This window comes from Ruegeria sp. CG4 (assembly GCF_056537185.1).
The window spans coordinates 429,817-442,656 of the sequence record NZ_JBQFRB010000001.1 but is presented as its reverse complement, the minus strand read 5'-3'; the positions used below and the strand labels follow the sequence as shown (position 1 = coordinate 442,656).

Sequence of the window (12,840 nt, the reverse complement as noted above, 5' to 3'; positions counted from 1 at the left end):
CTATTTCCCCGGTGTCAGGAATGAACGGTCACTGTGTCCGGTCACGAAATCGACGATACGCCGCACATACTCACTGTCGTTGCCTTCGCCTATCCGGTGGGCCCGGTCCATGAAGGTCCCCTCGCCGCTCGACAGCTCGCGGAAAGCCGCGCGCAAGGCGGCGATATCTTCGCGCGGAACGCCCCGGCGTTTCAAACCGACGAGGTTCAACCCGTCGAGTTCGCCACGAGGCGCCTGAACAAGTCCATATGGAATTACGTCGTTGGCAACCATTGTCAGCGCCCCGATAATGGCACCGCGACCAACGCGGACCCATTGGTGCAAACCGGATATGCCGCCGACGATTACGTCATCTTCGACAATGCAATGCCCTGCAGCCCCGGCGTGGTTGACCATGATGACCCGATTGCCGATCTGCACATCATGCGCCACATGAACACCCGCCATCAAAAGACAATCGTCGCCTACCCGCGTAACACCGCCACCACCATCTGTTCCGGTGTTGATTGTCACATGTTCGCGAATGCGGTTCCGCTGACCAATTTCCAGCCGGGTGTTTTCGCCACCGAACTTCAAATCCTGCGGTATCTCACCGATGACCGAAAAATTGAAGATTACGGTGTCCTCGCCAACAGACGTGTCGCCGGTCACGACAACATGCGATTTCAGTTCCACGCGATCTGCCAGTTTGACCTGCGGGCCGACATAACAGAACGGACCGATGGCACAGTCCTGCCCAATCTGCGCGCCGTCTTCGATGATTGCGCTGGGATGGATGCGGCTCATGTTGTTTTTTCCATGTCCCAGTCGACATAGGCCGAAAACTCAGCCTCGGCCGCAACCTCGCCGTCTACAGTTGCCCGACCGCTGAATTTGAAGATCTTGCCGCCTTTTTTGCCGCGCACGGTTTCAACGTGCATTTCGAGCACATCTCCGGGAACCACTTTCCGGCGAAATTTGCACTTGTCGATGTTCATGAAATAGATCAGCAGCTCGCTGTCGATGACATCCATTCCGACACCCAGCATGACACCGGCGGTCTGGGCCATTGCCTCGACAATCGTCACCCCCGGCATGATCGGCGTTCCAGGGAAATGACCCTGAAAATGAGGCTCGTTCATGGTGACGTTCTTGACGCCGACCGCGGACTGATAGCCAGAAATGTCTACCACCTTGTCGACCAGCAGAAACGGATAGCGATGCGGAAGGATCCGCTGGATCAACTGAATGTCGGCGCTCTTGGTTTCCGTCGTCATGGTAAACGAGTCCCTTCGTGGATTTCTCTTTTTCGAGTGGTTAGCAAGACCCGCGAACAAGGGCAAGCAAGCCTATTCGCTTGCCTTGTTATCCAATCTTCTACCATCGCCGATCATCGCATTGATCCGACGGATGGCCATGTTGGTGATATCGGACGACTCCGCGCGGAACAAAACATTCGACTGTTCGAGGATTACCGACGCCCCGGTCTCTCGCAAGAGGTCAACCAGAACCGGTTGCACCATCTCGAAAAACAGCTTGCGGGAGTTTTCGCTCCGACGGGCGAGCGCATCAAGTTTGGCCCGCTGTCCTTCGCGGTGGGATTGCACCTTATCATCGAACGCTTCGGCAAGTGGTCGGAACTCTTCGGCTGTCAACGTCGACCGCCGTTCCGTCAGTTCCTTTTCTTCCTTGCTCAATTCGGCAACGATTCGTTCGTTTTCTTCCGCCAACAAGGCACTTTCGGCGTCGATTTCGCGCAGGATGCGCTGACCGAATTCTGACCCAGCGAAAAGGCGTTCGCTGGACAATGTCAAAACACCAGATTGCGGCACACCCAGTTGCTGTGCCGTACTTTGCGTCGCAGTTCCGCCAAGCAAAAGCAGAACGACAAAAAGGGCCCGAACCGGGCCCTGAATGTCTGGAATAAACCGCATGACCATCAAAGGATCAGAACTGAGCCTGAATGGTCAGGTCAAAGCTGCGCTCCTGGTCAAAGTCTTCCTTTTTGAGTGCTTTGGAGAAGTTAAAGCGCAATGGGCCAAACGGCGTGTCCCAAAGAACCGACACGCCCAGAACATGGCGGATTGACCCATCAGCACCGACGATATTCGCCCCTGCAGTATTGACGTTGTCGATGTTGTAGAGGTTGCCGACGTCGTAGAAAACACCACCGCGCAGGCCCAGTTCTTCGGGAAGGCCAAGCGGGAAATCAGATTCGAAGCGGGCCACCCAGTAATAGTTGCCGCCAATCGCATCATCCTGACCGTTCGACAGATCGCGCGGGCCGATACCGGCCGGATCGAAGCCGCGGAAAGTACTCGGGCCAAGAACAAAGCGATCCACGGTTCGGCTGAAATCGTTGCCTCTCCAATGGAATGCGCCCATTTCCAGCGAAGCGCGCAGGACGACCTCTTCGCTCAGAACACGTGTCTGGGCAATGCCGCGAGCGGTCGATTTGATGAACTTGTCGTCGCCACCAAGACCGGCCGCGTCCACACCGACCTCAAACAGGACACCAGCATTTGGATTCAGACCGGCGAGCCGGCTGTCATACACATAGGAAATACCCAAGGCACTGCTGCTGCGTTCACCTTGTGCAATTTCCGAGGCAATGACGGCACCGTTGATCTGGTTGTCCTGCTGCGTCATTTCACTGCGGTCCCAGCTGTAACGCAGGCTCAGCGACGAAAGTTCGCCAATCGCATAGCTGATTTGCGGGGTGAAGAACACAGTATCGGTGTCATAGCTTGCAAAGCTCGAATTGGTTGTCGAAAGACCAAGGCCTAGATCGAACCGCAGCTTTCGGCCCAACAGATAGGGTTCGGAAAAGTTGATGACGTATTGTTCCGAATCCTGCGCGGTTGAAAGCGAAAGACCCAAGTTCTGTCCGCGTCCCAGGAAGTTGGATTCGTTCAGACCGATCGCAATACCAAATCCGTCAGCGGCCGAGAAACTACCGCCAAGGCTGAGAGAGCCGGTTGGTTGTTCTTCGACGTCCACATCAACGATGACCTGACTGGGCGATGACCCTTCACGAGGTTCCACATCCGCCGTTGCGAAGAAACCAAGGGCACGAATACGCTCAGCGCTCTGGCGGATTTCGCGGGGATTGAACGGATCACCTTCGACGGTATCGAACTGACGGCGGATCACACGGTCCAAAGTCGTCGTGTTTCCTTCAATATCAATCCGTTCGACAAAAATCCGGGGACCGCGGGTCAGAACAAATTCGACGTTGAGCGTCAGATCTCTCTCGTTACGGGTAACACGCGGCTCTACCCGCAAGAAATCAACGCCCTGCTTCAGACCCAACCGTTCCTGCCGGGCAATCGAGTTTTCGACCAGAGAAGGTGAATACGTCACGCCCGGCTTGATTTTCAGGGCTTGCTGGTACGCGGCAGCGTCGACGCCGGGAATTTCGCTGACAGTCGTGATTTTTCCAAACGAGAACTTCTGGCCTTCGGTGATGTTCATCACCAGAAAGAACGCATCCCGTTCGCGGGTGAATTCAACATTTGCGCTGTTCACCCGAAAGTCGACATAGCCGCGCGACAGGTAAAAGTCGCGAATAACCTGTTTGTCGAATTCGATACGGTCCGCGATAAACGTGTCGCCGCGCAGGAAAGTCCGCAGGATGTTCGCTTGCTTGGTCTCCAGCACCCTGCGCAGGCGTCGGTCGGAATATGCGCGGTTGCCGACAAAGCTGACCCGCTCGACTTCGATCGTTGTGCCTTCGGCGATTTCGAACACCAAGTCGACACGGTTGTCGCTGCGCCGGATAATGCGCGGAATGACAGTTGCAGCAACCCGACCCTGTGCCGAGTAAATATCAGCAATCAGATCCGCGTCCGCTTCGGCAACCTGAGGCGTAAAGACCCTGCGCGGCTGCGATGAAATCGCATCCATCAAGACATTGTCCTTGACGCGACGATTGCCCTCGATGCTGATCTGGTTGATCGTGGGGTATTCCTGAACCTCGATTACCAATATAGACCCGCGCGGTGTCAGTTCGACTGTTTCAAAAACACCACTGTCAAGCAATCGCTGATAGGCATCATTCAACTGTCCTGCCGTCACGGTTTGACCCGGTTCGATTCCTGTCCGCGAGATAATCGTCGAGGTTTCGATGCGTCGGTTACCTTCCACCTGGAAGGAATTGATCGTGAAGTTCTGAGCATGTGCTGCCTGCGGCGCAGCCACGAAACTCATTGCACTAAAAAGAAAAAGAAACGTTAGTGTGCGCCACAAAATATAGTTTGCAGTCTTGTTCACACCGCAGAATATGCCCACGCCCCGCCTGTCCGTCATTTTTTTCACTACCCAGAATTTTCAGACTTTTAATGCTGAGTAACGGGATTGAAGGGTCTTGTCAAAAGCGCAAAAACACAAAACGGCCCAGCGGGCCGTCTAAATCAATCAACATGTTGGGCGAGAATCACATACCTGCCAGGTATGCCCCACCTGCAAGCGCCAGAGCCGTCGCGCCAAAGCACAATAGAACATCCCAGTTCAATATGAACAGAACGCTGAACCCTTGATAGGATCTTTGCAGAGTCTTTGGCATCGGTCTCTAAGCCTGTCTTTCAATACACCAAACAATCTTAGCCATGGATTTGGGCAAGATTGCGGCATCAATGTGCGCGGGGCGTCACATTCAGCAGAACAGGTCGTTGCTGACAGAAAACAGCATCAGGCCAAGTATAAGGCTGATCCCCACTCCCATCAGAATCCGCAGGACTGCGTCACTAGGCGGTTTGCCGGCGACCGCTTCGTAAGCGTAGAACACCAGATGACCGCCATCCAATGCCGGGATCGGGAACAGATTCAGAAGGCCTACGGCCGTCGACAGAACCGCGATGAAGAACACAAAACTCTGCGCGCCCTGACTGGCCATTGCTCCGGATGTCTCGGCAATACCGATAGGACCGGACATGTTGCAGGTGCTGATCGCCCCTGTAATCATATGCCAGATGCCAGACAAAGAACCGTTGATTACGCGCAAAGTCTGACGCGCCCCACCTGTCAGGGAATCCAATAGACCCGCCGGAACAGTAGCCGGTTCCAGCATCATCCCGCCGACGATCCCGATACGCCAATGCGTTACGAATCCGCCGTCCGGCTGAGGTTCATCCGTACGTCTTGGGGCTAAGGCAAATTCCAGATCGGCGCCGTCCCGCCAGACGTTCAGCAACAGCACACGCCCGTCAGATCCTTCGACCCGCTCTTTCAATTGCTCGAAGGCAAAAATGGGTTCTCCATCCACCGACGTAATCACGTCGCCCGATGCCAGTTGAATGTCCATTGCAGCACTGCGCGGTGTAACCTGCTGGATCAGCGGCGGAAACAGCCAGGGCGCGGACACATTCAGTGTCTCGCCGTCCCGGATGATGGTGTATTCCAGGCTCGGTTCAACCGGCAGAGACTCGGTAAACTCGATCCACGAGATTTCCTCGTCGAAATCCGGGGTAGGAATACCGGCAATTGCAATGATCTCATCGCCTTCCCGTAACTCCTGAACAGATCCGGGCAATGGTTGGAGTTTGCCCACCGTTAGTGGCTCTCGTGAAACACCCTGAGACCAGAAGATCAGCCCGAAAACCAGGATGGACATTGCGAAGTTGAACGCGGGCCCCGCCGCAACGGTCGCCGCACGGGCCCACAAAGGCGCACCATGCATGGTACGGCGTACTTCTTGAGGGCTTTGTTCGGTAATTTCGTGCATCGCAGCTTCGTCCTTGCCCGAAGCAGCGTTGGCATCACCAAGAAACTTGACGTAACCACCGAACGGCAACAGGGCGATCTGCCATTTTGTCCCGCGCTTGTCCATGCGGCTCCACAGGACAGGACCGAATCCGATCGAAAACACCTCGGCATGAATGCCGGACCAACGTCCAACGATATAATGGCCGTATTCGTGCACCGCGACGATGACGGACAGTGCAACCACAAAAGCAACAATCGTGTACAGCAGGCTGCCGAATTGAGGGATCAGGGAAAGAGTGTCCAAGGGTTTATCCTGCTCGTTGGAGAATGGCTTCGTCGACCCATTGACGTGCCAGATGGTCCGTTTTTTGCACATTATCAAGGGTCATAGGGGCATCAATAAGGCCATCTTCTGTATCAAATCTGTCCAGAACCGCTGCAACGGTATCGCCCATCTCAAGAAATCCGATGTCCTTGGCGATAAATCTGTCCAGAGCACGTTCTTTGGCCGCGTTGAAGACGGCACCGGAAAGACCCCCACGGGCCATCACCTCGCGCGCCAGCCGCAACGCGGGGTACCGCGATTCGTCAGGGTTTTGAAACCGAAGCTGCCCAAGCCGTGCTAGGTTCAGACGGTCGACCGGCAGGCTCTGCCTTTCGGGCCAGTGCAGAGCGTAGCCAATGGCATGGCGCATATCCGGTGCACCCATATGGGCCATGACAGCGCCGTCACTGAACCCAACCATTGCATGTACAATCGATTCCGGGTGGATCAGAACTTCGATCTGGTCCGGGTCTATTCCAAAGAATTCTTTCGTTTCAATTACCTCCAGCGCCTTATTGAACATTGATGCGCTATCGATGGTAATCCGTTGACCCATGTTCCAATTGGGGTGACTCGACGCTTGCTCGACCGTCGCGAGGGCCAGGTCCGACAAGGGCCAATCACGAAACGCCCCGCCGCTGGCGGTAATGATCACCCGTTCGACGGTCTCAATGTTTTCTCCGACCAGCGCCTGAAACACGGCCGAATGTTCACTGTCCACAGGCAGCAGGCGCGCGTTGTGTTTGCGCGCAGTCTCCAGAACGAGAGAACCAGCACACACCAGCGTCTCTTTGTTTGCCAAGGCCAGCGTCGCCCCTTGTTTCAGGGCTTCGATGCCCGGAGTTAACCCGGCTGCCCCCACAATGGCCGACATCACCCAGTCGGCCGGGCGGGATGCAGCCTCGGCCAGTGCTTTTTCGCCTGCCGCGACCGCAACCCCGCTGCCGGAAAGAGCGTCCCGCAAATCCTCAAGCCGGTCCTCATGGGCGGTCACGGCCAAATCAGCGCCGAGCCTGCGCGCATCTTCGGCCAGTTGTCGGATGTTTGCCCCGCCCGTCAGCGCAACAACATCGTAGGACGAAGGATTCCGGGCGATCAGGTCAATGGTGTTTTGACCGATGGACCCGGTCGCGCCAAAAATTGAGATCTTGCGCATTACATAACCCCGGGGGCGTAGAACAACCCTGCGATCAACACGAACAAGGCAGCCCCCATCATTCCATCGAACCGGTCAAGAAAGCCGCCATGCCCGGGTATCAGGTTCGAGCTGTCTTTGACGCCAAACTTTCGTTTAACCGCGCTTTCCACGATATCCCCGGCCTGACTGGCCATCGACGCCAGTACCGAAATCAGCACAAACAAAACACCAAACCCGGCCTGCATCGCGACAACACCGCCAACAATGGCTGCGGCAACCCAACCGCCGGCCGTACCGGACCACGTCTTCTTCGGGCTTACCTTGGGCCAGAACTTAGGTCCGCCAAACGTTTTGCCAACAAAATACCCCGCGACATCTGTTGCAACGACAACGGCGATCAGCCAGACCATCCAGCCAAAACCCATGGTTTCACGGATTGAGATGAAACCCAGTCCAGCAGCAGCGATCCAGAAGGCAAACGCGGCATAAAGCCCTTTTGCCCGACTGATCTGCCCTGCCCCGACCAGCGCTGGCGCGAGCAAAAACGGCAACGTGTAAAGCGCAGGCAGGTGATAGCTGAGGACGACGGCAACCCCGGTCAATATCCCCAACTGAACCGCCAGACCGGCTTGACCCGGATCAATCATGCGGACCAGTTCCCAGGTCATGATGGCGCAGGCCGCAGCGATGAATGCTTCGAACCACAATCCGCCAAGCCACACTTCCACTGCACCGATAGCAACCAGAACAGCTGCCGACAGAATTCGGGCCGTCAGGTCAGACCATCGACCATCGCTCATGCGAGAACTGCGCCAAAGCGGCGCTCACGCGAGCCAAAGTTCCGACACAAATGTTCAAGTTCAGCTGCTGTGAAATCCGGCCAAAGCGTGTCGATGAACTCATATTCGGAATAGGCTGACTGCCACAGAAGAAAGTTCGAAATCCGCGCTTCGCCGCTGGTGCGAATTACAAGGTCCGGATCCGGAAGAACATGCGTATCCAAGTATCTTGGAAGCGTTTCTTCATCCACATCTTCGGGGCGCAACCGGCCCGCTGCCACGTCTCGCGCCAGACGTTGCGTAGCCCGGGCAACTTCATCCCGCCCGCCGTAGTTCAAGGCAACCGTAAGATGGACCAGATCATTGTCTCGGGTTTCTTCCTCAAGGGAGTCCATCAGTCTGGTCAGCTTGGAATCCAGACGCACCCTGTCTCCGATAAAGCGGACGCGAATACCGTTTTCCTTGAGCGTTCGCGTTTCTTTGATTATGTATCGGCGAAACAGGCTCATCAGTCCGGCGACTTCGACCTGTGTTCGCTTCCAGTTCTCTGTCGAAAAGGCGAATACGGTCAGATACTTGACGCCAAGACCGGGGCAAGCTTCGACCACCTCGCGAACACGCCGCGCACCTGCGTGATGTCCATACAGCCTAGGCCGGCCACGTGCTTGAGCCCAACGACCATTGCCATCCATAATGATGGCGACATGGCGCGGTCCGGCGGCGATAGGAGTGCGGGGATCGTTGGGCATTCTTCCGGCTCAGACCTGCATAATTTCTGCCTGTTTGGTCTCTAGTGCGGTATCAACCGATTTAATCATCTCATCGGTCAAATCCTGCACCTCGGTCTCCCAGAATTTCTGGTCGTCTTCAGACATGCCGTCGGACTTGGCCTTCTTGATCTGGTCCATGCCATCCCGGCGCACGTTCCGAATGGAGATCCGTGCGCTTTCAGCGTACTGCCCTGCAACCTTGCCCAGTTCGCGACGACGCTCTTCGTTCAACTCGGGGATCGGCAGCATGATGATGGTGCCGTTCAGTTGAGGATTTATGCCCAACCCACTTTCCCGAATGGCTTTTTCCACTTTGCCGACAAGGGACTTGTCCCACACGTTCACGGTGACCATCCGGGGTTCCGGCACGTTGACGGTACCCACCTGGTTGATCGGGGTCAGCGAACCATAGGCATCTACCATGATCGGCTCCAGCATCGAAGCTGATGCCCGGCCAGTCCGCAGGGATGCAAATTCGGTTTTCAGGTTTGCCATTGCGCCGTCCATGCGGCGTTTCAAATCATCAGTGTCCAGTTCAAAATCGTCAGACATGCTGCTCACTCCCCGTTTTCAGGTACTGTTGGAATGGGTCTTAAGCCATCGCAAATGGGATGTATAGCAATGATGAGCCGGAATTGCGCCAATGACCAGAGGTGTTTCCGGCATTTTTGAGGTGTTTCCTCGGCAAAAGAACCGGCCAGCATTGGCGCTGGCCGGTTAGAAAATCACCGGGTGCGTCACGCGTTTACATCAACGACAACACGGCCCTGAACCTGTCCTTGAAGAATATCCGCGCCAAGTTTGGGCAAATCGCTCAAAGACGCAGGCTGTACCATGGCGTTCAGTTTTTCCATGGGCAGGTCTGTCGCGATACGTTTCCACGCGCGCACCCTGTTGTCATAAGGCTGCATCACGCTGTCGATGCCCAACAGGTTGACGCCCCGCAACAGGAACGGGATGACCGTCGCAGGCAGGGCCGCCCCACCGGCCAGACCAACCGCGGCAACCGATGCGCCATATTTCATCTGTCCCAGAACCCGGGCCAGCATCGCACCGCCTACCGCATCAATACAGCCCGCCCAGGTCTCGCTTTCCAGCGGGCGTTTTGTGGTCTCGTTCAGATCCTCGCGCGGAACGATCGTGGTCGCGCCCAGAGATTTCAGATAGTCGGCAGCTTCCGCGCGCCCCGTTACTGCGGCAACTTCATAGCCTAGATTGGCCAGTATCGCAGTTGCCACGGACCCAACGCCTCCGGCCGCGCCTGTGACCAGTACAGGACCCTGACCCGGCTGCAGGCCATGGTCCTCCAGCGCCATGACCGCAAGCATGGCAGTGAAACCAGCTGTTCCCACAGCCATCGCCTGCCGCGCGTCCAACCCATCGGGCAACGGAACCAGCCAGTCGGCCAGTGCGTTGGCTTTCTGCGAAAAGCCGCCCCAATGGGCCTCACCCACGCGCCAGCCGGTCAGAACCACTTTGTCGCCCGGATTGTACCTGCTGTCTGAGGACGTCTCGACCGTTCCTGCGTAGTCGATGCCCGGAATATGCGGATAGCTGCGGACCAGCCCGCCGCCTTTGGATGACAAGCACAGACCGTCCTTGTAATTTACGGTCGAGTATTCGACGGCGACCGTAACCTCGCCATGGGGCAGATCATCAATCGACAGTTCTTTGATCGACGCACTGGCCAACCCGCTTTCTTCGTCTTTCTCCATTACCAACGCATTGAACATCGTGCTTTCCTTTCCTTTTCACAGCCAGGATATCGCATTTACCTGGTAAGATTTTTCGGGGTGGTGTGCAGTGACGAGGGCATAGCCCCTGCCCGTCAGGCCCAGAATTTGGCCTGAACAACCGCCTTGCGCATGCCCCGTGAAGTTTGAATTTCCAGTTCCGTACCCGCTGCCCAATGGCTGGCGTGTACCATTCCGATTGCAACGTTTGTTCCGAAATCCGGCGACCAGACGGCCGATGTGACCTGCCCGACCCGTTTCCCTTCACTGAAGGCTGGCCAGGCCCGGTCGCACGGGGGTACTGGATCGCCGTCAATCGCGACCGGCCGGATCTGCTGTTTGGGACCCTTCTCGGAGGCCGTCACCAGAGCGTCCCGACCCACACATTCCGTCACGACTTCCGTGTTGCAGAACTTGCCCAACCCGCATTCGTGCGGGGTGTTTTCGTGGGTCATGTCGTTACCATAAGACAAAAGCCCGCCTTCGATACGTTCAATCAGGTTTGGGCAACCGGCGCGCACATGCAGATCTTCCCCGGCTTTGAAAAGGGCGTTCCATAGCGGCATACCGATATCACTGCCGTCTACATAAACCTCGAACCCGCCCTGTTTCGAGTATCCGGACCGCGCGATGACAAGTTCGCGCCCGCGAAACCGGAACAGGCCGAACCGGAAAAAGCGGATGTCGCGGATCCCGTCGCCGAAAACACGCGCCATCAATTCATCGGACTTCGGGCCTTGAATCGCCAGAGGCGAGACATCCGGTTCCCAAACCTGAACATCCAGTGCGAGCCCATTCGCCAAGCCATTGACCCAGAACAACAAGTCACTGTCCGCGATCGAGATCCAATAGCGGTCTTCGGACAATTTCAGCGCGACGGGGTCGTTCAGCATACCTCCGGCCTGGTTCACGATCGGAACATAGTAGCACTGACCGGTCACCATTCTGCTCAGATCACGCGGGGTGAGCATCTGCAGCAGGCGCGCCGCATCAGAACCGCGAACCTCGATCTGACGCTCGCAAGAAACATCCCAAACCTGAACGTGGGTCTTGAGATGGCGGCAATCCGCTTCAAGCGACTCGAACACCGTCGGCAACAACATCCTGTTGTAAACCGTGTACGCTTTGACACCCGCTTCCTCGACGCCTTCGGAAAAAGGTGTTCGGCGCAGTCGGCGAGACGGTGAAATCAGGGCCATTCAGGCACCCTCCGGCAGAAAAACCAGATCACTGACCGGCGCGGATGATCCGGCTTCCGTCAACATTTTGTGCAACTGTCCCCGATGATGGGTCTGGTGATTGAACATGTGGATGACGCATTGCGCGTAAGGCTTTGTAACATCAGCTTCTTTTGCGGCTGAAAACCAGGTAAAGTCTCCGGTTAAGACGTCGTCACCCAACTCGTCGGCCCATTTGGCAATTCGGACATCAACGGTCTCACGAAGCGGCATCCAATCGGACAGACCAGCGCAGACAGATGTGCTTTCCGGGATCCCGCCACCCGGTCCCGTTCCCTTGTCAAAGCGCGAAATCCAGATCCAGTCACCCCACAAAAGATGGTTGGCCGTTCCCATGATCGAGCCAAAGAACGCACCACGCTCACGCATCAGTTCTTCTTGTGGCAGCGCTTGCAGGAATCCTTTTAACTGGCTGTTCTGCCAGTTATTGTATCTGGCCATTTGACGCGCATAGGCACCTGTAATCATCATTTGGGCCCATGCCAGTCGATGGGACAGATTTCAGCGGACTTGCCACCAAAATCCCAGACACGGCCATAATCGCGAACCTTTGATTTGTTTCCCTTCGCGACAATGATGTCCGGTCCCATCCAATACTTCGAGTTGGAGACCATCACCGGATGCTCGGGGTCCTTGCCTGCCAGCATTTCAATTTCACCCTGAATCTTCCGGCCGATCATGATGCGACGTTTGGTTCCGTCCCGCTCGATCTCGACCGGAGCGCGCTCGGCCCCAATGATTTCGCTGACCAGCATGGTAAAAAGCCCGGTCGTTCCGCCGGCCTGCCCGCTGAATATCTGAAGCAAGCCGTTATACGCCTTGCCGCTGGCGCGTTCGTCCACATACGCGGCCACTTTCCACTGGCCTTCCCCCATGCGGCCCGGGATATCGACCAGCAATCCCACGTTCAGGCCCGACAGGTCCTCACCTTCATAGTGCCCTTCATCAATGATGATACCCATCCAGGCATGGCAGTGACCCTCGGTCGGGGGATGCGCGCCCAGCGAAACCACGCAGGGGCAAAACACATCGCAGGAACAATTCAGGATCAGCTCACCCTTGATGGACCAGTCCGTCGGGCTCATCTCGCGGCGTTTTGGGTTCGGCATGCGACTGTCGATCCGCTGGCTGATCGGAAGCTTGTCGGAATCCTTTTTTCTGTTTTTAGCCATAAG

At 56.3% G+C, this 12,840-nt stretch carries 14 protein-coding genes; all 14 read right to left on the bottom strand.

The genetic code is table 11. The annotated features are described in order from the left end of the window. The gene (gene lpxA / locus ACR0J2_RS02170) at positions 1-786 is read right to left on the bottom strand and encodes an acyl-ACP--UDP-N-acetylglucosamine O-acyltransferase (protein WP_321253038.1); all 786 of its coding nucleotides are present in this window, start codon (positions 784-786) and stop codon (positions 1-3) included. After that, a complete protein-coding gene (gene fabZ / locus ACR0J2_RS02165) occupies positions 783-1,256 on the bottom strand; it encodes a 3-hydroxyacyl-ACP dehydratase FabZ (protein WP_170615080.1) in 474 nt (157 codons plus the stop codon). The genes lpxA and fabZ overlap by 4 nt, the downstream gene beginning before the upstream one ends. Positions 1,257-1,328: 72 nt before the next feature. Further along, positions 1,329-1,919: an OmpH/Skp family outer membrane protein gene (locus tag ACR0J2_RS02160; protein ID WP_480811533.1), complete on the bottom strand. Its 591-nt coding sequence runs from the start codon at positions 1,917-1,919 to the stop codon at positions 1,329-1,331. A gap of 7 nt (positions 1,920-1,926) precedes the next feature. Further along, positions 1,927-4,287, bottom strand: coding sequence for an outer membrane protein assembly factor BamA (gene bamA / locus ACR0J2_RS02155; protein WP_480811532.1), 2,361 nt, complete (start codon positions 4,285-4,287; stop codon positions 1,927-1,929). A 127-nt stretch (positions 4,288-4,414) separates the two neighbouring features. Further along, positions 4,415-4,543 carry a hypothetical protein gene (locus tag ACR0J2_RS02150; RefSeq protein ID WP_321253046.1) on the bottom strand — a complete coding sequence of 43 codons (129 nt, stop codon included), beginning with the start codon at positions 4,541-4,543 and terminating at the stop codon, positions 4,415-4,417. Positions 4,544-4,633: 90 nt separating this feature from the next. Then, complete coding sequence (gene rseP, locus ACR0J2_RS02145) at positions 4,634-5,986, bottom strand: RIP metalloprotease RseP (RefSeq protein WP_480811531.1); 1,353 nt, start codon at positions 5,984-5,986, stop codon at positions 4,634-4,636. A gap of 4 nt (positions 5,987-5,990) precedes the next feature. Then, positions 5,991-7,163, bottom strand: coding sequence for a 1-deoxy-D-xylulose-5-phosphate reductoisomerase (dxr, locus tag ACR0J2_RS02140; protein WP_480811530.1), 1,173 nt, complete (start codon positions 7,161-7,163; stop codon positions 5,991-5,993). Beyond that, positions 7,163-7,945: a phosphatidate cytidylyltransferase gene (locus tag ACR0J2_RS02135; protein WP_170677022.1), complete on the bottom strand. Its 783-nt coding sequence runs from the start codon at positions 7,943-7,945 to the stop codon at positions 7,163-7,165. The genes dxr and ACR0J2_RS02135 overlap by 1 nt, the downstream gene beginning before the upstream one ends. After that, positions 7,942-8,673 carry an isoprenyl transferase gene (locus ACR0J2_RS02130; protein ID WP_170615086.1) on the bottom strand — a complete coding sequence of 244 codons (732 nt, stop codon included), beginning with the start codon at positions 8,671-8,673 and terminating at the stop codon, positions 7,942-7,944. Before ACR0J2_RS02130 ends, ACR0J2_RS02135 begins: the two co-directional genes overlap by 4 nt. A gap of 9 nt (positions 8,674-8,682) precedes the next feature. Then, positions 8,683-9,246 carry a ribosome recycling factor gene (frr, locus tag ACR0J2_RS02125; RefSeq protein WP_170618994.1) on the bottom strand — a complete coding sequence of 188 codons (564 nt, stop codon included), beginning with the start codon at positions 9,244-9,246 and terminating at the stop codon, positions 8,683-8,685. A gap of 185 nt (positions 9,247-9,431) precedes the next feature. Beyond that, positions 9,432-10,427, bottom strand: coding sequence for an acryloyl-CoA reductase (gene acuI, locus ACR0J2_RS02120; RefSeq protein WP_480811529.1), 996 nt, complete (start codon positions 10,425-10,427; stop codon positions 9,432-9,434). A gap of 95 nt (positions 10,428-10,522) precedes the next feature. Then, the gene (locus ACR0J2_RS02115) at positions 10,523-11,626 is read right to left on the bottom strand and encodes a dimethylsulfoniopropionate demethylase (protein ID WP_480811528.1); all 1,104 of its coding nucleotides are present in this window, start codon (positions 11,624-11,626) and stop codon (positions 10,523-10,525) included. Continuing rightward, entirely contained in the window at positions 11,627-12,133 is a 507-nt protein-coding gene (locus ACR0J2_RS02110; protein WP_170677700.1) for a DinB family protein, read from the bottom strand. It lies immediately after the preceding gene. After that, positions 12,133-12,837, bottom strand: coding sequence for a DUF1326 domain-containing protein (locus tag ACR0J2_RS02105; RefSeq protein WP_170615090.1), 705 nt, complete (start codon positions 12,835-12,837; stop codon positions 12,133-12,135). The genes ACR0J2_RS02110 and ACR0J2_RS02105 overlap by 1 nt, the downstream gene beginning before the upstream one ends. Positions 12,838-12,840 lie beyond the last annotated feature (3 nt).

What these genes read in the sequence shown, in the direction of transcription:
- fabZ (WP_170615080.1), bottom strand. Translation starts at nt 1,256, where the DNA reads ATGACGACGGAAACCAAGAGCGCCGACATTCAGTTGATCCAGCGGATC.
- ACR0J2_RS02130 (WP_170615086.1), bottom strand. Translation starts at nt 8,673, where the DNA reads ATGCCCAACGATCCCCGCACTCCTATCGCCGCCGGACCGCGCCATGTC.
- ACR0J2_RS02160 (WP_480811533.1), bottom strand. Translation starts at nt 1,919, where the DNA reads ATGGTCATGCGGTTTATTCCAGACATTCAGGGCCCGGTTCGGGCCCTT.
- lpxA (WP_321253038.1), bottom strand. Translation starts at nt 786, where the DNA reads ATGAGCCGCATCCATCCCAGCGCAATCATCGAAGACGGCGCGCAGATT.
- dxr (WP_480811530.1), bottom strand. Translation starts at nt 7,163, where the DNA reads ATGCGCAAGATCTCAATTTTTGGCGCGACCGGGTCCATCGGTCAAAAC.
- acuI (WP_480811529.1), bottom strand. Translation starts at nt 10,427, where the DNA reads ATGTTCAATGCGTTGGTAATGGAGAAAGACGAAGAAAGCGGGTTGGCC.
- ACR0J2_RS02150 (WP_321253046.1), bottom strand. Translation starts at nt 4,543, where the DNA reads ATGCCAAAGACTCTGCAAAGATCCTATCAAGGGTTCAGCGTTCTGTTC.
- ACR0J2_RS02105 (WP_170615090.1), bottom strand. Translation starts at nt 12,837, where the DNA reads ATGGCTAAAAACAGAAAAAAGGATTCCGACAAGCTTCCGATCAGCCAG.
- ACR0J2_RS02115 (WP_480811528.1), bottom strand. Translation starts at nt 11,626, where the DNA reads ATGGCCCTGATTTCACCGTCTCGCCGACTGCGCCGAACACCTTTTTCC.
- ACR0J2_RS02135 (WP_170677022.1), bottom strand. Translation starts at nt 7,945, where the DNA reads ATGAGCGATGGTCGATGGTCTGACCTGACGGCCCGAATTCTGTCGGCA.
- frr (WP_170618994.1), bottom strand. Translation starts at nt 9,246, where the DNA reads ATGTCTGACGATTTTGAACTGGACACTGATGATTTGAAACGCCGCATG.
- bamA (WP_480811532.1), bottom strand. Translation starts at nt 4,287, where the DNA reads ATGACGGACAGGCGGGGCGTGGGCATATTCTGCGGTGTGAACAAGACT.
- ACR0J2_RS02110 (WP_170677700.1), bottom strand. Translation starts at nt 12,133, where the DNA reads ATGATTACAGGTGCCTATGCGCGTCAAATGGCCAGATACAATAACTGG.